Origin of the sequence: Proteus vulgaris (genome assembly GCF_011045815.1) — a bacterium.
Lineage (GTDB): Bacteria > Pseudomonadota > Gammaproteobacteria > Enterobacterales > Enterobacteriaceae > Proteus > Proteus vulgaris_B.
In genome coordinates this window covers 2,273,587-2,296,282 of record NZ_CP047344.1, presented here as the reverse complement: position 1 = coordinate 2,296,282, position 22,696 = coordinate 2,273,587, and the positions used below count along the sequence as shown (strand labels likewise).

Here is a 22,696-nt window from a genome sequence, read left to right as displayed (position 1 = left end):
CAGCCATTTTGAGTGATTATTTAACTTATGGAGCAATCAATGGAAGTTAATGAACTTATTTCGATGGTAACCCCTGAAATTTATCAGCGTATTTCAACCGCAGTTGAATTAGGCAAATGGCCTGACGGCGTTGCATTGACTGATGAACAAAAAGAACATTGCATGCAGATTGTTTTATTATGGCAAGCAAAAAATAACCACACACCTGAGCATATGACAGTAGGCACTAATGGGCAAATTACCATGAAGAGCAAACAAGAATTAAAAGCTCAGTTTCAATCTGAACGTTTGGCAACGCTAACGCCAATCGATGATGACTAAAACATATGGTGAATGGATAGAATTAGCATAAAAAAGAGGCTATTTATTAACTGAATTGGTTAAAAGTAGCCTCTTTCTGATTTTAAGAAGATAAAAAAATAACGAACCTATTGATTGTTACGATTAAGCCAATGTGCTGAATCTATTAATGTCGCTCCTTTCGCTTGCATCTTTTCTAGCGCTACTTGGCTGTCGTTATCTTGAATATTGACACCACGGCAACCGTCAGTAATAACAGATACTTGATAACCTAGCTGTAAAGCATCCAGTACTGTAAATTTAACGCAGTAATCAGTAGCAATACCAAGAATATAAAGATGTTTTATATTAAGCGTTTGCAAAAGGGTATGTAAGCCTGTTTGATATTCATGGTCGTTATCAAAAAAGGCACTATAGCTGTCAATAAGGCGGTTTTGGCCTTTGTAAATAATATGGTTAATCAATGTGTGATTGAGTTCTGGGTGGAATGCCGCGCCGTGAGAGTTTTGCACGCAATGAACTGGCCACCAAACTTGTGGTAACCCGTTTAGTTTACCAATTTCACCTACAACGGTACCTGAGTTTTCAGCAAAGCTAAGATGATCGGCTGGATGCCAATCTAAACTTGCAATAATTGGGCTTTTAGTTTGCTTGAAACCATTAATGAGCTGATTGGCTGTTTGAATAACTATCTCACTTTCGTTAACAGCTAAAGCGCCCCCTGTACAAAAATCGTTTTGTATATCAACCAGTAATAGCGCAGAGTTTTTCACTAAATTTGCCCTTTTATTAAGCTTAGTCGTTATCGTTTAATGTCATTTCACCGCGAAGGTTTTGTTGCATTAAGCGACAAATCTCAGTGTGATCATATTGTTGGCTAAGGAGATAATGCAGTTTAGTTAATGTCGCCTCAAATGTCATATCGTAACCACTAATAACGCCGACTTCAGCTAAGGCTTGGCCTGTTGCATAACCTTCCATATTCACTCGACCAGAAATACATTGTGTAAGATTAATAACCACAATGCCACGCTCTGTTGCTTCGCGTAATGTAGAAAGTAAAGCTGGGTGTGATGGTGCATTACCCACGCCATAAGAACGTAATATTAATGCTTTCACTGGTTGCATCAGAATATTTTTAACGATCTCATCTGAAAGGCCAGGGTAAATTGTGACAACCCCGATGGGTTGAGGTGTAATATTATGTGCAATAAATTCCCCTTTTCCTTTTGGAAATGAATTAATTTTAAATTGCTTAATATTAATCCCAGCTTCTAAAAGAGGGGCGCTATTGGGCGATGCAAACGCATTAAAACCATCTGCATGTGCTTTTACTGTACGGTTACCGCGATACAGCGTGTTATTAAAGAAAAGCGCGACTTCATTAATTGGGTGATGTGCAGCTAAATAGAGCGCATTTAATAGATTCGTTTGTCCGTCAGAGCGTAAAGCTTCTAAAGGAATTTGAGAGCCAGTGACGATAATGGGTTTACTGAGGTTCTCAAACATAAAAGAGAGTGCTGAGGCCGTAAATGCCATGGTATCAGTACCATGAAGAATAACGAATCCGTCATAATTATGATAATTTTCGTTAATATCGTCAGCGATAGATTGCCAGTCTTCAGGTGTGATATTTGAAGAATCAATTAAAGGAAGGTGCTCTTTGATTGTAAAATCGGGCATCTCTTCACGATGGAATTCTGGCATTTTAGCTAATTGGCGTTGTAAATGTCCTGATACAGGAATATAGCCATGTTCAGAATGTTGCATACCAATAGTACCGCCAGTATAAACAACGTAGATTGATTTCTTTTGCATCAGACAAGCACTCTTATTAAGCTGTGAGAAATACCTGATTATAGGGAGTTTGTAGAATAAAAAAAGGAAAGGGGGCTAAAAAAAAGAAAATAGAGGTTATCTAATATCTGCTTTAAATCATTGTGTTAAAAATAGCTTGAATATAAACGAACAAAAAGTATTCATCAGAATATCATTCTATCAAAAGTCGGAAAAAATAGAAGAATACACCTACTCTAACTGAGCAGGTGTATAGATTGAAAAGATTATTGAATATCACCACAAGATAAACAATACGCATAGCGATTTAGCGGATCGTTCATATTGCGATAAAACTCTGTTTGTGTTTTAACTTCTTTTAAAACAGGTGCTGGCAAATAAGCTTGTAATGGATCAGGAATAAGCGCTTTTGCATTAGAGGATAAACTCATTATGATCTGTTCTGACAGACTTAATTCAGGTTTCATCCAATCAATAACCGGTTGGTCGATTTTTGCCATTTTAGCAACTGTATCAATAGCATCATCAAAATCACCAAATTCATCGACTAAACCGACATTTTTTGCATCTATTCCTACCCATACACGACCTTGAGCAATTCGATCAATTTGAGCAGGAGTTTTCTTGCGTGATTCAGCCACTAAATTAAGAAATGTTTTATAACCACTTTCAATATTTAGCTGTAAAAGCTCTGCAAACTCTTCCGGTAGTTTATTAGTGACAGATAATCCGGCTAAGGATGAAGTTGTTACACCGTCGGTATAAACACCAATAGACTCTAAGCTATTTTCAAACGTATTAATAACGCCAAAAATACCAATAGAGCCTGTTAATGTTGAAGGGCTGGCAATAATCTTATTTGCAGGGGTTGAGATCCAATATCCACCTGATGCCGCCATGCCACCCATTGATACAACCACATGTTTTTTCTGTTGTTTAAAAGCAGCTACTTCACTGCGTATTTGCTCTGAAGCTGAAACACTACCACCAGGGCTATTTACGCGTAATACAAGCGCTTTAATGTTCGGATCTAAACGAGCTTGGCGAATTTGATTTGCAATAGTTGACCCCCCCGCAGAGCCGGGGATACTTTCACCATCAATAATGGCACCTTGAACAACCACTACGGCAATATTTCCTTCATCACTTGCAGGCAATGATGAGGTTAGCGTATCAGCATAATCATAAATGCTGATATTTTTAAATTGCTTATTCTCTTTATCCCACTGGAAGGTTTCTGTCATATCTGCTTCAAATTGAGCGTATGAGCTGACAGAATCTACCAATTTACGATTTAGTGCATAAGTGGCGTTATCGCCATCTGCATTACGTAGCTGTGCAATCATCTCTTTTGCACCTGGGAAAACATCGTCTTTGGTAATGCTACGGTTTTCTGCAACTTGGGTTAAATAAGTAGACCACAGTGCATGAACTAAACGTAATGAAGCTTCACGAGACTCTGCTGACATATCATTGCGCATTAATGGCTCAACCGCAGATTTATAGGTGCCTACGCGGAAAATATGGGTACTGACTTTTAAGTTTTCTAGCAGCGTTTTGTAATAGAGGTTTTGAAAACCAAAACCGTAAACACCCACGGCACCTTGAGGCGTGAGATATACTTTATCGGCATAAGAGGCGAGGTAATATTGAGGCTGGCTGTAATAACCGCTTACTGCAAAAATAGGTTTACCCGTCTTTTTAAACTCATTAAGCGCTTTACCAATATAATTTAGTGACGGTTGATCAGCACCTGCGAATTCATCAAGTTTTAATATCATTCCTTTAATTTTCGGATCTTGAGAAGCTAGGCGTAGCGTATCAACGACTTCAAATAAGGAATTTTCTTGAAGTTGACTACTTGATACACCTAAAAGCTCACGTCCAACTTCACCTAAAGGGTTTTGTGTTGCGGTTTGGTCAACAATCACACCTTTAAGATCAACAAGAAGGGCGCCTTCATAATCAACCGGCTTTTGTGCCTCTTTGGTGATTAAGAAAATACCAAAGACCATAAAAAGAAGGAAAAAGAAAATAACGTTTAAGATTAATTTCCTGATAAAGTTAATGGCTTGCCAACTAAACTTTAATATTGCGCCGATTAACTCCATAATTTTATTCATATTATCTCCACATCATGTAAAGCTAAATTTTAATCCTAAACAGTCATGCTAGAATTATTGGTAAGCAGGCTACATCCACATAATCTCATACTATTAAAACAAAATATGTTGTTAGCAATAGAGGGAATAGCAATAACAATGAAGGAATATTCTAATATAGCTCTTATTGAATGTCTGTCATTGATTTTTAGGAAACGATTAATGACAACCTTTTGGTTAAGGTGTTATTAAGTAAACATTTATCTTACGTGAAAATAACTAAAAAAGGTCACATAAAAAGGTATCAATGTAATATAGGAAATAGTCGAATTAAAAAGAAAAGTAGGATCAAAATAAGCTTAAATTAACTTAGGTAAGTTAAGATTAATCATTTTATGAACAATAAATTACGATTAAATAACCACACAACTGATTTTTGGAAAAATTCCCGCCTAAATCTGTGGATGGTGGTAATATAACAGTTTGTTATACTGCGAATTGATAAGAACTGTCCATCCCCATAAGAATGGGATCTTGCTAAAATAAAATGCTGACAGGAGAATAAAAATGGATGCATTAACGCTGCTTTTGAACCGCCGTTCAGCTTCTCGACTGACTACTCCAGCCCCCGATAGTGAAGCCCTCAATACTATTTTACAAGCGGGCATGCGCGCGCCTGATCACGGCGCACTTAAGCCTTGGCACTTTATTGTGATGCAAAACGAAGGTATTGAGCGTTTTAGCCAATTGCTACATAAAGCGGCTGTTGTGGGTAATTTAGGGCCAGAAGTTGAAGAAAAAGCAAAAAATGCACCTTTTCGTGCCCCTTTGATCATCACAGTTATTGCAAAAGTGAAAGATCATCCGAAAGTGCCTGAATGGGAACAAGTGGTTGCTGCTGGTTGTAGTGTACAAGCAATGCAAATGGCCGCTGTTGCACAAGGATTTGGGGGAATTTGGCGTTCAGGCTCTTGGACTCATGATGCAGTCGTAAGAGAAGGACTTGGCTGTGGTGAACATGAGCAAATTATTGGCTTTCTGTATTTAGGTACACCAGCCTTAAAAGCGCCAAACACGGTTTCTCCTGCTGACTTAACTGATTTTGTGACTTATTTTTAAAAAGGATGGCATGTTATGTCTGACGCAATTCGTTTAACACAATACAGTCATGGTGCAGGCTGTGGTTGTAAGATCTCGCCAAAAGTTTTAGAAACTATTTTGCATAGTGAGCAAGCTAAATTTCATGATCCTCATTTACTTGTGGGTAATGAAACCAAAGATGATGCCGCTGTTTATGATTTAGGGAATGGTACAGGTATTATTAGCACCACTGATTTCTTTATGCCTATCGTTGATAACCCTTATGATTTCGGGCGCATTGCTGCAACGAATGCTATCAGTGATATCTTTGCTATGGGCGGAAAACCTATCATGGCAATTGCTATTTTAGGTTGGCCTATTGATAAATTAGCACCTGAAATTGCACGTGAAGTGATTGAAGGTGGACGAGCCGCTTGTCAAGAGGCTGGAATTTCACTGGCTGGTGGACATTCTATTGATGCACCAGAGCCTATTTTCGGACTTGCTGTAACGGGTGTTGTACCTGTGAGCAAAGTAAAGAAAAACAGTGAAGCGAAAGCAGGATCTCAGTTATTTTTAACCAAACCTTTAGGTATTGGTGTGTTAACAACGGCTGAGAAAAAAGGTTTGTTAAAACCAGAACACCAAGGTTTAGCAACAGAAATTATGTGTCGTATGAACAAAGCTGGTGCTGATTTTTCTAATATCGAAGGTGTTACTGCAATGACCGATGTTACAGGATTCGGTTTATTAGGTCATTTGAGTGAGATTTGTGATGGTTCTGGTGTGCAAGCTACCATTCATTTTTCACAAGTGCCAAGATTGCCAGAAGTTGAATCATATATTGAAAAAGGTTGTGTACCAGGTGGTACAGGGCGTAATTTCGAAAGTTATGGTCACTTAATTGGTGAAGTTACTGAAATGCAACGCAAATTACTTTGCGATCCACAAACCTCAGGTGGGTTATTATTAGCTGTATTACCTGAAGCTGTAGAACAAGTTAAAGACGTCGCTGCTCGTTTTGATATAGAACTAACCTCTATCGGCGAGTTAACTGAGCCAGTGGCAGGAAAAGCGTTGATTGAAGTGATTAACTAACGTAATGAGATTATTTATTGCAGAAAAACCCAGCCTTGCTCGCGCTATCGCTGATGTATTGCCAAAACCTCATAAACGGGGGGATGGCTTTATTCTTTGTGGTGATAACCAGTATGTGACATGGTGTGTTGGTCACTTGCTTGAACAAGCTGAGCCGGATGCATACGACCCGCGGTACGCCCGCTGGTCGTTAGATGATTTGCCTATTATTCCAGAAAAATGGCAACTCAAGCCCCGAGCTGATGTAAAAAAGCAGTTAGAAACAATCAAGACACTACTTAAGCAGGCAAAAGAAGTGATCCACGCGGGTGACCCCGATCGTGAAGGTCAGTTATTAGTTGATGAAGTGCTTAACTATTTAAATATCAGCGAAGACCAAAGGAAACAGGCGCGTCGTTGCTTAATTAATGATTTAAACCCCGCTGCAGTGACGCGCGCTATTGATAAGCTACGTTATAACCATGAATTTATTCCATTGTGTGTATCCGCTTTAGCAAGGGCAAGAGCTGACTGGCTTTATGGAATAAATATGACTCGAGCATATACGCTCTTAGGTCAGCGCAATGGTTATCAAGGTGTATTATCTGTAGGGCGAGTACAGACCCCTGTGCTTGGTTTAGTGGTTCGCCGTGATGAAGAAATTGAAAATTTTGTTCCTAAAGATTTCTTTGAAGTAAGAGCGCATGTAGTGACTCCCGCGGATGAACGCTTTACTGCAATTTGGCAGCCTAGTGAGCATTGTGAACCTTGGCAAGATGAAGAGGGGCGATTATTAAACCGAAAACTGGCAGAGCATGTTGTTGATAGAATTAAAGACAAACCAGCCAATGTTACGGATTATCAAGATAAACAAGAATCTGAAATCGCACCGTTACCGTTTTCGCTCTCAGCATTACAAATTGAAGCCGCAAAACGATTTGGTTTAAGCGCACAACAAGTCTTAGATACCTGTCAGCGATTATATGAAACACATAAACTAATCACATATCCCCGTTCTGATAGTCGTTATCTCCCAGATGAACATTTTGCAGGCCGTCATGCGGTGATTAATGCTATTAGCGTGCATGATGGAAGTTTATTACCGCAAGAAACCTTAGATATTGATAAAAAGAATCGTTGTTGGGATGACAAGAAAGTGGATGCGCACCATGCCATTATTCCAACTGCAAAAACAGGTAATATTTCATTAAATGAAAACGAAAAAAATATTTATTATCTTGTTGCTCGCCAATATTTAATGCAATTTATGCCTGATGCGGTTTATCGAAAATGCGTGATTGAACTTGATATTGAAAACGGTAAATTTATTGCTAAAGCTCGATTTTTAGCTCAAGCAGGTTGGCGTGTGTTATTAGGTGCCAAAGAGCAAGATTCAGAAAATGATGGTTCTGCATTACCTATAGTAAAAAAAGGTGATGAACTGTTGTGTGAAAAAGGTGAGATTGTTGAAAAACAAACGCAACCTCCAAGGCCTTTTACAGATGCAACATTACTTTCAGCCATGACAGGTATTGCGCGCTTTGTTCAAGATAAAGAACTTAAGAAAATCCTAAGAGCGACGGATGGATTAGGTACTGAAGCGACAAGAGCGGGTATCATTGAATTACTGTTTAAACGTGGTTTTTTGCAAAAAAAAGGACGAGCCATTAATTCAACGCCAGCGGGTAGAGCATTAATTCATGTATTACCAGATATGGCAACCTTACCGGATATGACTGCACATTGGGAATCGATACTCACACAAATTAGTGAGAAGCAGTTTAAATATCAAGATTTCATGATGCCATTAAATAATACATTGGTAGAGCTAATTACTCAGGCAAAACGTCGCCCTAATATTCAAGCTTTCAGAAATCTTCCTGCACCAGCGCATAATAAAAAGCGCAAGACAGTAACTAAAGGAAGTAACAAAGCAAGCAACACAAAAAATAAAGCACAGAGTAAAGTAGCAACGACTGATAATTAAGCCATAAATAAAAAACACTTCCTTAAATAATAAGGAAGTGTTTTTTTGAATAATGATTAAAGATGATTAGATTTTAAATTCAGCCCATACAGGTGCATGATCGGATGGTTTTTCCATTCCTCGAATATCGTAATCAATTCCTGTTGAAATACAATTATCCGCTAAACAACGACTGGCTAAGAGTAAATCGATACGTAGTCCACGGTTGTCATCAAATCCTTTAGAACGATAATCAAACCATGAGAATTTATCATCTATTTGAGGATGTTGTTGGCGGAAAGTATCTGTTAATCCCCAGCCCATCAATGTTGCCAGCCATTCACGCTCTTCAGGTAGGAAAGAGCATTTTCCTGTTTTTAACCAGCGTTTCATATTATTCTCGCCAATACCAATATCTTTATCTGTTGGGCTAATATTCAAATCACCCATAATCAGGACGGGAGAGGTTGGTTTTAAACTGGTTGCTAGGTAGTTTTGTAAGTCAGCATAGAATTTTTCTTTTGCTGGGAATTTTGTTTCATGATCACGGCTTTCACCTTGAGGAAAGTATCCATTCATTACAGTGAGTAATCCTGCTGGTGTTTCAATATCAGCCATGATCATCCGGCGTTGAGCATCATCATCATCACCTGGAAAGCCTTTACGTACTGCAACAGGTTTTGTTTTTGTTAATAAGGCAACGCCATAATGTCCTTTTTGGCCATGATAAAAAACATGGTAGCCCAAAGATCCCACACTTTCTAATGGGAACATATCATCATGAACTTTCGTTTCTTGAAGTCCGATAACATCAGGTTGGTGTTTTTCTATGATGGCTTCAAGTTGGTGAGGGCGAGCACGTAAACCATTAATATTGAAAGAGACAAATTTCATGTGACTGTAACCATTTATATATTGAATAATAGGATGCCTTATACTATCAGGATCATAAAATGAATGTAAGTAAATCACTTAAATCATGGCACGGCTTATCAATAGAAAAATAAAACTAGATAAAATAAAGAGGGATCAAAGAAAATACGATAAATTAATAAAAATAGTTAATTGCATAATAAAAATTATTAATTAAACAAAGTGGAAACATAAACTAATCTTTGATAGAAGAATATAAGTATTATTATTCTTTATATGTGAAGAATAATGACATAATAAAAATAGCATTGCAGTTATAAATTGTATTCATTAAAAGGAGGTAAGGAGATATTTATATAAAACCATATTTATTTAAAATTAATTTTTAAATTAATTAATCTATATTTTATTTACATTAAATGAATTAATGAAATTATTTGTTCAACACAGCAAAGGAATGGTGAATTATGTTTTTTTCTCGTAAATTAGAAGCCTTTATGGCCGTAGTTGAAAATGGTTCATTAAGTAAAGCTGCTCGTGTTATGAATCGAACGACACCTCCAGTCGCTAAGTCTATAAAGGACTTTGAGGCAGTATTGGGAAAGCGTCTATTTAAGCGAGAGAAGTTCGGTCTGAGCTTAACGCAAGAAGGGCTTGAGCTTTATAATGATTTAAAATCACTTTATCTTCAGGAAAAAGAGATAACAAAAAAACATACCTCAGGTATTATTAATAATAGTATTCATGTTTATTATGATTGGGGGAAAAGCCAGTATTTAACACAACTTTATCAGGCGGCTAATAAAAATTATTCTCATATAAATATAATGAGATTCTCAAAAGAAAGCTTTGATGAAATACCTGACTATGATGGAAATACATTAATATTAAGTTCAGAAAAAATTATTAGTGAAAAATTTAGTCTTATTCATAAAATAGACAATAAGTATTTGGGGATTTGTTGTCAGCGAGAGATTGCTAATAGCGTTAATAAAAATATTGATAAACTCTTAAGTGAAAATATTTGGTTATGTGATCCCGCATTATACAAAACAGCTAAAATAAAAAAATTAGAGAGTGAAATAAGAGATGGGGGGAAACCTGTTTGCGTTAGAATGATGGACGATCTTAATTGTTGTTTACGTTTTATTCAAACGCACCATTCTCTGTTATTTACAGATGAAAACCCATTGAAAGATGAGTATGACGGAGAGCTCTGTTTTATCCCTTTAACCCAGCCTACATTACTGTACAACTGTTATATTTATAAATCTAAGTATCACTCAAGTGTGTTGAATCGTTTTATTGATTTGATTGGAAAAATGGAATAAAGAAGTCTATTAGGATGAAGCTAAGAAGAGATGGTGGTGGGAGAAGGATTCGAACCTTCGAAGTCTGTGACGGCAGATTTACAGTCTGCTCCCTTTGGCCGCTTGGGTATCCCACCAACATTAAATTGTTTTGCTGTCCGTGACAGCGGGCGCAATAATACCAAATACCGAAGATCTGTAAAGCGCTATTTTACTAAAAGTAGATCGTTTGCTGTAAAAATGCGCATGTTGTTCAGCTTTTATGCTCTATCGTATTGATTTTAAGCGAAAACGTAAAAATTAATAGAAGATAAAATAAACCGCGATATGTTTTGTATCGCGGTTTATTTTTAGATAATCATAATGTATTCAATATTAATGGTTTGAGAACTTATAAAATAATCGTTCTGTTACCATAAACGAAGACACGTTGTGAAAGTACCCAATATAAAGCATGGCTAAGTACATTTTTTTCAACATCACGACCAGCTCTCATCATATCTTCTGCAGAAAATGTGTGGTCAACGTTAATTACGTTCTGTGTGATGATTGGGCCTTCATCTAAATTATCATTTACGTAGTGAGCAGTAGCACCAATGATCTTGACTCCGCGTTCGTAAGCCTGATGGTAAGGGCGAGCACCAATAAAGGCAGGCAAGAAGGAGTGGTGAATATTGATAATTTGATTCGGGAAGTTTTGTACAAATGCAGGTGTTAATACGCGCATGTATTTTGCGAGTACAACGTAATCAGGTTTGTATTGATTAATTTGTGTAATTAACTTTTCATCATGTTGATCACGAGTTAATCCTTCATGACTAACAAGATGGAAAGGAATACCAAATTGTTCTACTAAATGTTTTAACGTGTCATGATTACCAATAACAGCGGCAATTTCTACATCTAGATCACCGAATGCGCTCTTCATTAACAAATCGCCAAGGCAATGTGCTTCTTTTGTCACCATAACCACAATGCGACGGCGACCTGCGGTATTCAATTCACGTTGAGAACCTTGCGGTAATGCATCATCTAAATCAGCAAGAAAAGTTTCATCATTAAAGATGCCTTCAAGCTCAGTGCGCATAAAAAAGCGACCAGTACGATGATCAACAAATTCACTATTTTGAACAATATTTAATTGATGTTTGTAGCAAATATTGGTGATTTTTGCGATTAGACCTTTTGCATCAGGGCAGATAGTACGGAGTATTTTTTTTTGAGTATTTTGGTGTTGCATGTATGGATAAATCCTTTCTTTTACTTCTGTGTTTGCAATTATTTGATGTTATTTTCACAACATTTTTTGTATTTACGCCCTGAACCACAAGGGCAGGGGTCGTTTCGTCCTACTTTTGGTTTCACACCGTCAATATAAAACCAACAGTCATCTATTTTTAGAAAACGGGATCGTTCATGTAAGTACTGTTTATCATCGGCATTTCTTTCAATAAAGCAAGCCGAGAATTCAACGTATGCCTCATTTTTATTTGTGCTCGCTTGCGATGAGATAATATTGAGTCCAAGCCATTGTGTATTTGGAAAGCCGGAAGTTAATTCATCATGCAAGGATGCAACACGACAAGAGGGGTGCCACGTCTTTATTAAGTAATTAGCATTATGTTTAACGAACGCGCTATAACGCGACCGCATTAATGCTTCTGCTGTTGGGGCATTTTTCTGCTCCAAATGGTAAGGCTCACAGCAATCAGAGTAGAATAATTGGCTATTACAGGGGCATAAATTCGACAAAATAATGTCCTAACTCACGTTATTAGTATGACGATTTCCCATAGATTGAAAAAAGTAATGATTGAGAATAATTAACGTCAATGTTGAACTAAACTAGTAATGTATCGCTAATTAATCGGCATGTGAAACGATAGTTACTGGAGTAACCAATGAATAAAGCCTTAGTGGGTAAAAAAATCTTGATAATTGATGATGAGGTTGTTTTTCGCACTATGCTGACGGAATATTTCTCACATGAAAAAGCGTGTGTCTATACAACAGATAATGGTAGCCAAGCGTTATCTTTATTAGATAAGGGATTATTACCCGACCTTATTTTATGTGACATTCGTATGCCGGTTATGAATGGCCCTACGTTTTTATGTCGCCTTGAACAACGTAAACTTGCTATTCCTGTTATTGCTATTTCATGTACAGATAATATGTCTGAAGTAGATGATATGTTGCGTTTAGGGGCACAAGAAATTTTTCTTAAGCCAATAACACATCTCGATAAATTAAAACAAAAAGTTATTGAAGTATTATGCCCAGGTTTTTTTGAATCAGTATTAATAGAAGGTATACATTTAGAACCTCTTTGGAATAGCTTGCGAAAAGATACACATTATATTCAGTCGTTCATAAAACAGATGCAACCTCAGGTTAAACAAGTTGTAGCGGGATATTGTGTTAATTATCGTCAGCTAAATGATATTGCTAAAATGGGATTGTTATTTGACATTGCCGCCTTATCAGAAGATCAAATTATTTTTTATTGTGTTGATATATCACGGGACGACGAAAATGGGCTTTTGGTCGCTTTACTCTTACGAGTTGTATTTAATGATGTATTAAAATCATCAGAAAAAAATCGTTCGCTTCCAAGCATGTATAACATGTTGAATAAACTTAATAAGATGCTGAATGAAATAGGTGTAAAAGGGCAGTTTCCTATCACTTTAGGGTATTATCATACACAGAAAAAAAATATATTATTGGCATCAGCAGGATTACGAGCTGAAATAAAAACAGAGAGTAAAAAATTCGAATTGAATAGCGGTGTTCCCTTAGGTACTTTGCAACTTTTATATATTAACCAAATAAAATGTGAAGGAACAAATTGGCAATGTAAGATTTGGGATAATACAAATCAGATTAAATTAATGTTTTCCCCTATCTATAAAAGTTAAATTTAGATTAAATAAATACAGAATATCGTGCATATATTAAACATAAATGAAGAACTATCTCAATTAAGCGGTAGGGCTCTGTTTATCCTTAGATATTAGCTGGTATACTCTGGCGATTATTTTTTAATGTACCCATTCATATTTGAAAATAGAACGGTACGAATTGCAGGAGAAATATAATGTCATCAGCAGTGCGTAAAGTTAGAAAAGCGGTGATCCCTGTTGCTGGATTAGGAACAAGAATGTTACCTGCAACTAAGGCAATTCCGAAAGAAATGTTGCCTGTGGTTGATAAACCACTTATTCAATATGTGGTTAATGAATGTATTGCAGCGGGTATTAATGAAATTGTCCTTGTCACACATTCTTCTAAAAACTCCATTGAAAACCATTTTGATACCAGTTTTGAATTAGAAGCTATTTTAGAAAAACGAGTTAAACGCCAGTTACTAGAAGAAGTACAAGGTATTTGCCCAAGTCATGTCACTATCATGCAAACTCGTCAAGGGATCGCAAAAGGATTAGGCCATGCTATTTTATGTGCAAAACCTTTAATCGGTGATGAGCCTTTTGCGGTTATTCTGCCCGATGTCATTTTAGATAGATACAGTGCAGATTTAACTAAAGTTAACCTGAAAGAGATGCTTTCCCATTTTGAGCGCTCTGGGGCAAGCCAAATTTTAGTTGAACCCGTACCCGAAGATGAAGTCTCTAACTATGGTATTGTTGATTGCATGGGAGAACATTTATGCCCAGGTGATAGCAAACCAATTACTCGTGTTGTTGAAAAACCGAAAAAAGAAGAAGCGCCTTCGAATTTATCTATCGTGGGTCGTTATGTGTTATCTGAAAGTATTTGGCCATTATTGGCAAAAACAGCGCCAGGTGCGGGTGATGAAATTCAGTTAACAGATGCGATTGCGATGCTGATTGAAAAAGAAGCCGTTGAGGCTTATCACCTACAAGGGAAAAGCCACGATTGTGGTAATAAATTAGGGTATATGAAAGCATTCGTAGAATACGGCATACAGCACGAAGAGTTTGGTGAAGATTTCGCACAATGGATAAAATCATTGAAAGTAGAGTGAAATGGCACTGAGTAATAATCATTTTGTATAGTGGTTTTTATTGTATGGCTCTTGCGAATGCATTGTATTATAGACAGATGATTTTGTGAGAAATGCTAGATAAAGTGATCACAAGAGATTAAGGTATGGCTCAATGCAACCATGTATTGAGCCATACTGATTTTTGTAAAGTATGATGATGTTAAGCGTTATGATGTTTAATCAAGGTGATATTAAGCATGATAACGTTTACGTGAATAATAATTAATTGGGTTATTTGAGTGATAATATGAAAATATTAGTAACAGGTGCTGCGGGGTTTATTGGCTCTCATTTAAGTCAGCGTTTAATTGAAATGGGTTACCATGTTGTTGGAATAGATAATCTTAATGATTATTATGATGTACGCTTAAAAGAAGCTCGATTAGCTAAATTACAACTGTTAGAAAAGTTTCAATTTGAGAAAATTGATATTGTTGATTCAACAAAAGTGGCTCAATTATTTGTAACTCATCAGTTTGATCGTGTTATTCATCTAGCGGCTCAGCCGGGAGTTCGCTATTCAATTGAAAATCCAATGGCCTATATTGATGCAAATATTGTCGGTCACATTAATATATTAGAAGGATGCCGTCATAATAAAGTAGGGCATCTTATCTATTCTTCTTCAAGCTCTGTATATGGTTTAAATCAAAAGCAACCGTTCTCAACGGAAGATAGTGTTGATCATCCTGTTTCATTATATGCAGCAACTAAAAAAGCTAATGAGCTAATGTCTCATAGTTACTCGCATTTATATCAATTACCTACAACTGGATTACGATTCTTTACTGTATATGGTCCTTGGGGACGTCCAGATATGGCATTATTTAAATTCACAAAAGCAATGCTTGCTGGTGAGCCTATTGATGTTTATAACGGCGGAAATATGACACGCGATTTCACTTATGTGGCTGATATCGTAGAGTCAGTTGTTCGTTTAATTGATATTGTTCCCAAAGCGGATGAAAGCTGGACGGTAGAAAAGGGCGAGACATCATCCAGTTCTGCGCCTTATAAAATCTATAATGTAGGTAATGGGCAACCAACAAAACTGATGGATTTTATTAAGGCAATTGAAAAATCATTAAATATTAAAGCAAAACTAAATTTAATGCCGATGCAAGATGGTGATGTCCTTTCTACCTGTGCCGATTGCCAAGATTTATCTCAGGCCACCGGTTTCTCGCCAAATACAAATGTAGAATATGGTGTAAAACAGTTTGTTGATTGGTATTTAAGTTATTATAGAAACTAAAACTGTTGGCTTAATTGAAGCGAATAAAAAAGGAGCTATAAAAGCTCCTTTTTCATTATAAATAAAAGTCAATAGTGTGATTTTTACACTCTTTATTTCTGTCTTCCAACCTTATATACAAACAACATCAGCACATATTAAAATTAAACGCTTGTTTAATATAAGGGGTAAACAAGAAAATACCCTTTTAAATAATTAAAAGGGTATTTCAAATAGAATATTGACTTAAATTAGATAAGGAAATCTTCTAATGATTTGCCTTCTTCGTCAATTGCACGTTTGATTACAGCTGGTGTACGACCTTGGCCTGTCCAAGTTTTAGTTTCACCATTTTCATCAACGTAAGAATATTTAGCTGGGCGAGCTGCACGTTTAGCACGGCCAGTTTTATTAACAGCACTTGCTTCAAGTAAGTCTGTTGGGTCAATACCGGCTTCTTCTAACATTTCACGGTATTTTTGTAATTTCTGAACACGCTCTTCTTCAGCTGCTTTTTCTAATGAGAATTCTTCACGACGCTCATTAACGACAACTTCGAGCTTTTCCAGCATTTCTTCTAAAGTTTCTAAAGAAGTTTCTCTTGCTTGTGCGCGGAGAGTACGGATGTTATTTAATATTTTTAAAGATTCGCTCATTTTCCTGGTCTCAAATAAATGTTGTTGGCTGATGTAATACTAATAATAGATTGCTATTTAAATTTCTGCAATACCTAAATACAAACCTTACGTAAAATTTCTTTTTTTTAAACTATTATCTCAACGAAAAAAATAATAAATGTTGAGGTATCTTTAGTCAATAAAGGAAATATGAGTAAGGAAATGCATCTTTTAACTGATGATAGCGCTAATGTAAAAGAATAGAAAGCTTTGTTCATTTTTTTATAATAACGGACTTTTTTCAAAAAATGAGTTGGGGTTAACTTTCATACTTTAATAAACGTATATCAAGGCGTGTTTTAATATGTTAAGTACTTATTAAAGCTATTTATTTTTTAAGCAAAAATTAGCATTAACAATGACTCTCATCTTTGAATGGTATATCTAGAATAGAAATAAAGGTAATAAATACTCGTTATTGATAACTTGCAGACTGTTTATGTTAGACTGTCGCCCGTGAAAATAAACACTATTTAAGGAGAGAGCTGATGGCTCAGCTTTACTTTTATTATTCAGCTATGAATGCTGGAAAATCAACATCGTTATTGCAATCCTCTTATAACTATAATGAGCGAGGAATGCGTACATTGATTTTCACAGCGGCTATTGATACACGCTTTGCAAAGGGAAAAATTAGTTCAAGAATCGGTTTAAGTGCCGACGCATTGCTCTTTAGTGATGATATGAATATTCGCGATGTTATTGTTGCTGAGCATAACAAACAACCTATTCATTGCGTATTAATTGATGAATGCCAATTTTTAAGTAAGGCTCATGTAGAACAACTTTGTGAAATAACGGATACCTATGATATTCCGGTTCTTACTTATGGTTTAAGAACAGACTTTAGAGGTGAGTTATTTACAGGTAGTGCTTATTTATTAGCATGGGCAGATAAATTAGTAGAGCTTAAAACGGTGTGTTACTGCGGTAGAAAAGCAAATAAAGTATTACGCTTAGATGATAAAGGAAATGTGCTGAGCGATGGTGCTCAAGTTGAAATTGGCGGAAATGAAAAATATGTTTCAGTTTGCCGTAAGCATTATACTCAGGCAACGCTAAAAGGGAGTATCGAGCAAGAGTAATCTTTTCCTTTTCCCTCTTTTGTGTATTTATAATGATGAAAGAGGGATTAAAATAAGTGTCCAAATAAAAGCTTATATTACTTAATACCAAAAAATATTTATCTATTTTTTAAATTCAGCCAATTTATTGGCTTTTTTTATATCAAAAGTTGGACTTTCTGATGTCCTTATGTAAAGAAATATTCTTTTTTTAAGAGAAATATTATTCATTTCATAGATTTCATTATCATTAATCAAAAAAAACATAATCAAATATACGTAGGGTATCTAATTTGTGATGCTGATATTGTTTTTTACAAATGATAAGGCGCAAAAACATTTGATACATTAATATTATTCATAGTTTAATAAAATTGAATAAAGATAGTCATAATGGGCTATAAATCTATTTATTTTATCTATGCTTAACATAATGAAACATTTATATCGAGTCTTATTGATGATGCTTATTGGTTTGCCTGAATCATTATCTAATAAATAGCATGTCTCACTCTATGGATTTTAATACAAGAAAAAGACGGCACTTTTTATACTCCTAAAGGAGTAAATTTAACTGTCAAATGGACAAGTAGCGACCTTTCTTAAATTATTACTTTATCAATATGCATACAGTATTTTGATAATATTTTATTGAAATTATGTGCTTTATAAAGTGAATGTTATTAATAACGTTGATGTGGAAATATTTCATATCAATATATTTTGCTCGTTATTTAAAAGCTAAATAGATCGAAATGTTCATTTTTCTTCTTTTCTAATGAGAATAAAACTCATTGTGAACGAATAAATGGTGATCTTGGTTTTAAAAATACCTTTTTAGATCTATTCGATAAAGATAATTGGTTCAAAATAAAATAATTATGCTAACTAATGAAGAAGGTGGTGAGTTAGACAAGCGCTGTAATTTACACAGACAACTTTTTTTAGGGTAGTTAATGCAACAGGGTGGCTGAAAAAGAAAATGGCTTAGCGCCTCATTTAAAGCTATATAGGCTTAAATATTCTAAATCCCATTCTTAATAAAAAAATGATTGATGTTGATTAAGGGTAACTACTTATATTTTTTGGTTAGAAAATCGCTGAGCCACGATTTAGTGGTAAAACAAAATGAAAAGGCCTGACTCCGGTTAAATATCGAAATCAGGCCTTACATATCGCTTTACTAAAAGTGCCCAAATTTATAGGGCACTTCATTAGCAAATTTTTATTAATAATAAATAATCGATTATTTGAGGATCAGACTAACACAGTGTGTCTCGATTATTTTTTACTGCTTTTTTTAGCTGGTTTTGATTCTTCTTTTACTTCCACAACAGGATGTTCATTAAATTCACGACCGTAGTAAGAATCTAATAATAGTTGTTTCAGTTCAGAGATCAGTGGGTAACGTGGGTTAGCACCAGTACACTGATCATCAAACGCATCTTCAGATAACTTATCAATTCTTGCTAAGAAATCACTTTCTTGGACGCCGGCTTCACGAATAGAAGATGGAATACCTAATGAAGATTTCATTTCTTCTAACCATGCTAATAATTTTTCAATCTTAGCAGCAGTACGATCACCCGGTGCTGAAAGTTCTAAGTGGTCAGCAATTTCTGCATAGCGACGGCGAGCTTGAGGGCGGTCGTATTGGCTAAATGCCGTCTGTTTTGTTGGGTTATCATTTGCGTTATAACGAATAACGTTTGAAATTAATAACGCATTAGCTAAACCATGAGGAATATGGAACTCAGAGCCTAATTTATGCGCCATTGAGTGACAAACACCCAAGAATGCGTTAGCAAAAGCAATACCAGCAATAGTTGCCGCATTATGAACACGTTCACGAGCAACTGGGTTTTTAGCCCCTTCATGATAACTTGCTGGCAGATATTCTTTCAGTAATTTCAATGCTTGTAGTGCTTGTCCGTCAGAATATTCGTTAGCTAATACAGAAACATAAGCTTCTAATGCGTGAGTCACTGCGTCTAAACCACCAAATGCACACAGTGATTTAGGCATATTCATAACAAGGTTTGCATCAACAATAGCCATATCTGGTGTTAATGCATAGTCTGCTAATGGGTATTTCTGACCTGTTTCGTCATCAGTAACTACCGCAAAAGGTGTTACTTCAGAGCCAGTACCTGATGTTGTAGTGATAGCAACCATTTGTGCTTTCACACCCATTTTCGGGAATTTGTAAATACGTTTACGGATATCCATAAAGCGTAGTGCTAATTCTTCGAAGTGAGTTTCTGGGTGCTCATACATAACCCACATGATTTTTGCAGCATCCATTGGTGAACCACCACCTAATGCGATGATCACGTCAGGTTTAAAGCTGTGCATCTGTTCTGCGCCTTTGCGCACAACACTCAATGTTGGATCGGCTTCAACTTCAAAGAAGACTTCTGTTTCAACACCAAATTTTTTCAGTACACGAGTAACTTCATCGACATAACCGTTATTGAATAAGAAACCGTCGGTTACGATAAAGGCACGTTTTTTACCATCAGTCGCAATTTCTTCCAGTGCGATAGGCAAACAACCACGGCGGAAGTAAATAGATTTAGGAAGCTTATGCCACAACATATTTTCTGCTCTTTTCGCCACGGTTTTAGTGTTGATAAGGTGTTTTGGCCCTACGTTTTCTGAAATGGAGTTACCACCCCATGAACCACAACCTAAGGTTAGAGAAGGAGCAAGCTTAAAGTTGTATAAGTCACCAATACCACCTTGAGATGCTGGAGTATTGATTAAGATACGAGATGTTTTCATTTTATCGCCGAAATAGGCAACATGTTCAGGACAATTATCTTGGTCTGTATATAAGCAAGATGTATGACCGATACCGCCCATTTCAACTAATTTTTCTGCTTTATGTACCGCATCTTCAAAAGTTTGAGCGTGGTACATTGCTAATAATGGAGATAATTTCTCGTGAGCAAATGGTTCTGCTTCGGTTGTTTCTTTTACTTCACCAATTAAAATTTTGGTGTTTACAGGTACTTCAATGCCGGCCATTTCAGCGATTTTTGTTGCTGGCTGACCTACGATAGCCGCATTTAAGTTACCGTCTTTTAAGATGATATCTTGAACAGCCTTTAATTCTTTACCTGTTAGCATATAACCGCCGTGAGTTGAGAAACGCTCACGAACTTGTTTATAGATGCTATCAACAACGATTACAGATTGTTCTGACGCACAAATTACGCCGTTATCGAAGGTTTTAGACATTAAGATTGATGCTACAGCACGTTTGATATCTGCTGAATCATCAATAACAACCGGAGTATTACCCGCACCAACACCGATAGCAGGTTTACCTGAACTATATGCTGCTTTAACCATGCCTGGACCACCTGTTGCTAAGATCAGGTTGATATCTTCATGGTGCATTAATGCGTTAGAGAGAGCGACTGATGGCTCATCAATCCAACCAATTATGTCTTTTGGCGCACCTGCAGCGATAGCTGCATTTAAAACGATTTCTGCGGCGCGATTTGTTGCTTCTTTAGCGCGTGGGTGTGGCGAGAAAATAATACCGTTACGTGTTTTTAAGCTAATTAATGCTTTAAAAATCGCAGTAGATGTTGGGTTAGTGGTCGGTACGATACCGCAAATGATACCAATAGGTTCAGCGATAGTCATTGTGCCGTAAGTCAGATCTTCAGATAAGATCCCGCAGGTTTTTTCATCTTTATATGCATTGTAGATATATTCGGAAGCAAAGTGGTTTTTAATCACTTTATCTTCAACGATACCCATGCCAGATTCTTTCACAGCCAATTTTGCCAGAGGAATACGGGCGTCAGCGGCAGCTAATGCAGCAGCACGGAAAATTGCATCAACTTGTTCTTGAGAGAAGTTAGCAAATTCACGTTGAGCTTTTTTTACACGAGCAACCAAATCATTGAGTTCAGTAACGTTAGTTACAGACATAAAGAGACTCCTGATAAAATGTTAAATTTTTTAAGCAAATTAGCCGTTTTGATCATCATTAATAAGAATAGTCTAGATAGATGACATCGTACTTATTTCAGTAATAATAATTAGAAGCCCTAATTTGCTTAAAAAACTTAAAAAAAACAACAATAAACATAAATATATTTTTAAAATTACCCTCTTTTTCCGAATGATAAGAGCTTACCATCTTTCTAATTAATTAACGTGATATATATCACAAAATTGACAAGCTGACACCTTTCAGCATGACTATTGATGAGAATGATAATCATATGTAAAAAATCATCAACGATTTTTTTGTCGTATCTCATATTTCGATATAAAATTAAACCACTAGGTTTTTATCGGTTTACAAGAGAATATTTTAGGTAAAAACTTGTTAACTAATAGAATTAACTGGTTTATTGATTTAAAGTAACGCGGATTTTTTAGAGTTACTCTATCTTTTATAGAATAATTCGCATGTTTATTAGCCAAGAAGGGGCTTTTCATGGGGGCACTGCTGGATTTATCCGGTTATATTAAATTTTTTGTGGGTCTTTTTGCGATTGTAAACCCAATTGGTATTTTGCCTGTTTTTATTAGTATGACGAGTTATCAAACGGATGCAGGGCGAAACAAAACAAATTTAATTGCAAATGGCTCCGTTGCAATTATTTTGGTTTCATCTCTGTTAATCGGCGATTCTATACTGAATATTTTCGGTATTTCTATCGACTCGTTTCGTATAGCGGGAGGGATGCTGATTGTTACAATTGCCATGACCATGATAAATGGGCGTTTAGGGGAAGATAAGCAAAACAATCAAGAACGAAATGAATCTGCCGTACGTAATAGTGTTGCAGTTGTACCTTTAGCGTTACCATTAATGGCAGGGCCTGGGGCAATTAGTTCTTGTATTGTATGGAGTTCTCGCTGGGAAGGTTTTACTAACTTTTTGGGATTAGCCGCAACCAGTATCTTTTTTGCATTCTGCTGTTGGTTGCTTTTTCGTAGTGCAACACTATTAGTGAAATACTTAGGGCAAACGGGAATTAACGTGGTAACCCGTATAATGGGCTTATTATTAATGTCTTTAGGTATTGAGTTTATTGTGACCGGTTTGCGTTCTATTTTTCCGGGCTTATTAGTTTAAATATCGTTAACACAGTAGCATTTTAAAAAATCGCAGTGTTTTTTTAATACTGCGATTTTTTATTTATTACATCACTTCT

18 protein-coding genes and 1 tRNA gene are annotated in these 22,696 nt (G+C 36.2%); 10 read left to right on the top strand and 9 right to left on the bottom strand.

What is annotated here, in order from left to right; all coding sequences use genetic code 11:
- Positions 1-39 precede the first annotated feature (39 nt).
- On the top strand, positions 40-321 hold the full coding sequence (locus tag GTH24_RS10835) for a YeaC family protein (protein WP_072068315.1): 282 nt from the start codon (positions 40-42) through the stop codon (positions 319-321).
- A 107-nt stretch (positions 322-428) separates the two neighbouring features.
- Here GTH24_RS10835 and pncA read toward each other — a convergent pair whose 3' ends face one another.
- From pncA to sppA, 3 genes are all read right to left on the bottom strand, one after another.
- The gene (gene pncA / locus GTH24_RS10830; RefSeq protein WP_072068314.1) at positions 429-1,073 is read right to left on the bottom strand and encodes a bifunctional nicotinamidase/pyrazinamidase; all 645 of its coding nucleotides are present in this window, start codon (positions 1,071-1,073) and stop codon (positions 429-431) included.
- Between the two features lie 22 nt (positions 1,074-1,095).
- Positions 1,096-2,118, bottom strand: a complete 1,023-nt coding sequence (gene ansA, locus GTH24_RS10825) for an asparaginase (RefSeq protein ID WP_072068313.1) — start codon at positions 2,116-2,118, stop codon at positions 1,096-1,098.
- Between the two features lie 245 nt (positions 2,119-2,363).
- Complete coding sequence (gene sppA / locus GTH24_RS10820; RefSeq protein ID WP_164526399.1) at positions 2,364-4,220, bottom strand: signal peptide peptidase SppA; 1,857 nt, start codon at positions 4,218-4,220, stop codon at positions 2,364-2,366.
- A 546-nt stretch (positions 4,221-4,766) separates the two neighbouring features.
- Here sppA and GTH24_RS10815 point away from each other — a divergent pair.
- The 3 genes from GTH24_RS10815 to GTH24_RS10805 are packed head-to-tail and all read left to right on the top strand — an operon-like array spanning position 4,767 to position 8,343.
- Complete coding sequence (locus GTH24_RS10815; protein WP_164526398.1) at positions 4,767-5,318, top strand: NAD(P)H nitroreductase; 552 nt, start codon at positions 4,767-4,769, stop codon at positions 5,316-5,318.
- 15 nt (positions 5,319-5,333) lie between these two features.
- Positions 5,334-6,377: a selenide, water dikinase SelD gene (gene selD / locus GTH24_RS10810; RefSeq protein WP_072068310.1), complete on the top strand. Its 1,044-nt coding sequence runs from the start codon at positions 5,334-5,336 to the stop codon at positions 6,375-6,377.
- A gap of 4 nt (positions 6,378-6,381) precedes the next feature.
- Positions 6,382-8,343, top strand: a complete 1,962-nt coding sequence (locus tag GTH24_RS10805) for a DNA topoisomerase III (RefSeq protein ID WP_115349883.1) — start codon at positions 6,382-6,384, stop codon at positions 8,341-8,343.
- 66 nt (positions 8,344-8,409) lie between these two features.
- On the opposite strand, the gene xthA is transcribed toward GTH24_RS10805, so the two are convergent.
- Entirely contained in the window at positions 8,410-9,216 is an 807-nt protein-coding gene (xthA, locus tag GTH24_RS10800; RefSeq protein WP_072068308.1) for an exodeoxyribonuclease III, read from the bottom strand.
- A 446-nt stretch (positions 9,217-9,662) separates the two neighbouring features.
- On the opposite strand from xthA, the gene GTH24_RS10795 reads away from it, so the two are divergent.
- Entirely contained in the window at positions 9,663-10,526 is an 864-nt protein-coding gene (locus tag GTH24_RS10795; protein ID WP_164526397.1) for a LysR family transcriptional regulator, read from the top strand.
- A gap of 31 nt (positions 10,527-10,557) precedes the next feature.
- Here the strand turns inward: GTH24_RS10795 and GTH24_RS10790 are convergent.
- From GTH24_RS10790 to GTH24_RS10780, 3 genes are all read right to left on the bottom strand, one after another.
- Positions 10,558-10,642: transfer RNA gene (locus GTH24_RS10790), tRNA-Tyr, on the bottom strand.
- Positions 10,643-10,896: 254 nt separating this feature from the next.
- Entirely contained in the window at positions 10,897-11,745 is an 849-nt protein-coding gene (gene purU / locus GTH24_RS10785) for a formyltetrahydrofolate deformylase (RefSeq protein ID WP_115349881.1), read from the bottom strand.
- A 38-nt stretch (positions 11,746-11,783) separates the two neighbouring features.
- On the bottom strand, positions 11,784-12,257 hold the full coding sequence (locus tag GTH24_RS10780) for a YchJ family protein (protein WP_072068305.1): 474 nt from the start codon (positions 12,255-12,257) through the stop codon (positions 11,784-11,786).
- A 149-nt stretch (positions 12,258-12,406) separates the two neighbouring features.
- Here GTH24_RS10780 and rssB point away from each other — a divergent pair, with 149 nt between their 5' ends.
- From rssB to GTH24_RS10765, 3 genes are all read left to right on the top strand, one after another.
- Positions 12,407-13,426 (top strand): two-component system response regulator RssB, encoded by a 1,020-nt coding sequence (gene rssB / locus GTH24_RS10775; protein ID WP_164526396.1) that lies wholly within the window; start codon positions 12,407-12,409, stop codon positions 13,424-13,426.
- A 179-nt stretch (positions 13,427-13,605) separates the two neighbouring features.
- Positions 13,606-14,514, top strand: coding sequence for a UTP--glucose-1-phosphate uridylyltransferase GalU (gene galU, locus GTH24_RS10770; RefSeq protein WP_072068304.1), 909 nt, complete (start codon positions 13,606-13,608; stop codon positions 14,512-14,514).
- A gap of 268 nt (positions 14,515-14,782) precedes the next feature.
- Positions 14,783-15,790 carry an NAD-dependent epimerase gene (locus GTH24_RS10765; protein ID WP_115349879.1) on the top strand — a complete coding sequence of 336 codons (1,008 nt, stop codon included), beginning with the start codon at positions 14,783-14,785 and terminating at the stop codon, positions 15,788-15,790.
- A gap of 230 nt (positions 15,791-16,020) precedes the next feature.
- On the opposite strand, the gene hns is transcribed toward GTH24_RS10765, so the two are convergent.
- The gene (hns, locus tag GTH24_RS10760; RefSeq protein ID WP_072068302.1) at positions 16,021-16,425 is read right to left on the bottom strand and encodes a histone-like nucleoid-structuring protein H-NS; all 405 of its coding nucleotides are present in this window, start codon (positions 16,423-16,425) and stop codon (positions 16,021-16,023) included.
- Between the two features lie 509 nt (positions 16,426-16,934).
- Here hns and GTH24_RS10755 point away from each other — a divergent pair.
- Positions 16,935-17,531, top strand: a complete 597-nt coding sequence (locus GTH24_RS10755; protein WP_072068301.1) for a thymidine kinase — start codon at positions 16,935-16,937, stop codon at positions 17,529-17,531.
- 1,260 nt (positions 17,532-18,791) lie between these two features.
- Here GTH24_RS10755 and adhE read toward each other — a convergent pair.
- Positions 18,792-21,458 carry a bifunctional acetaldehyde-CoA/alcohol dehydrogenase gene (gene adhE, locus GTH24_RS10750; RefSeq protein WP_072068300.1) on the bottom strand — a complete coding sequence of 889 codons (2,667 nt, stop codon included), beginning with the start codon at positions 21,456-21,458 and terminating at the stop codon, positions 18,792-18,794.
- 514 nt (positions 21,459-21,972) lie between these two features.
- On the opposite strand from adhE, the gene GTH24_RS10745 reads away from it, so the two are divergent.
- Positions 21,973-22,617 carry a YchE family NAAT transporter gene (locus tag GTH24_RS10745; RefSeq protein WP_072068299.1) on the top strand — a complete coding sequence of 215 codons (645 nt, stop codon included), beginning with the start codon at positions 21,973-21,975 and terminating at the stop codon, positions 22,615-22,617.
- Positions 22,618-22,696 lie beyond the last annotated feature (79 nt).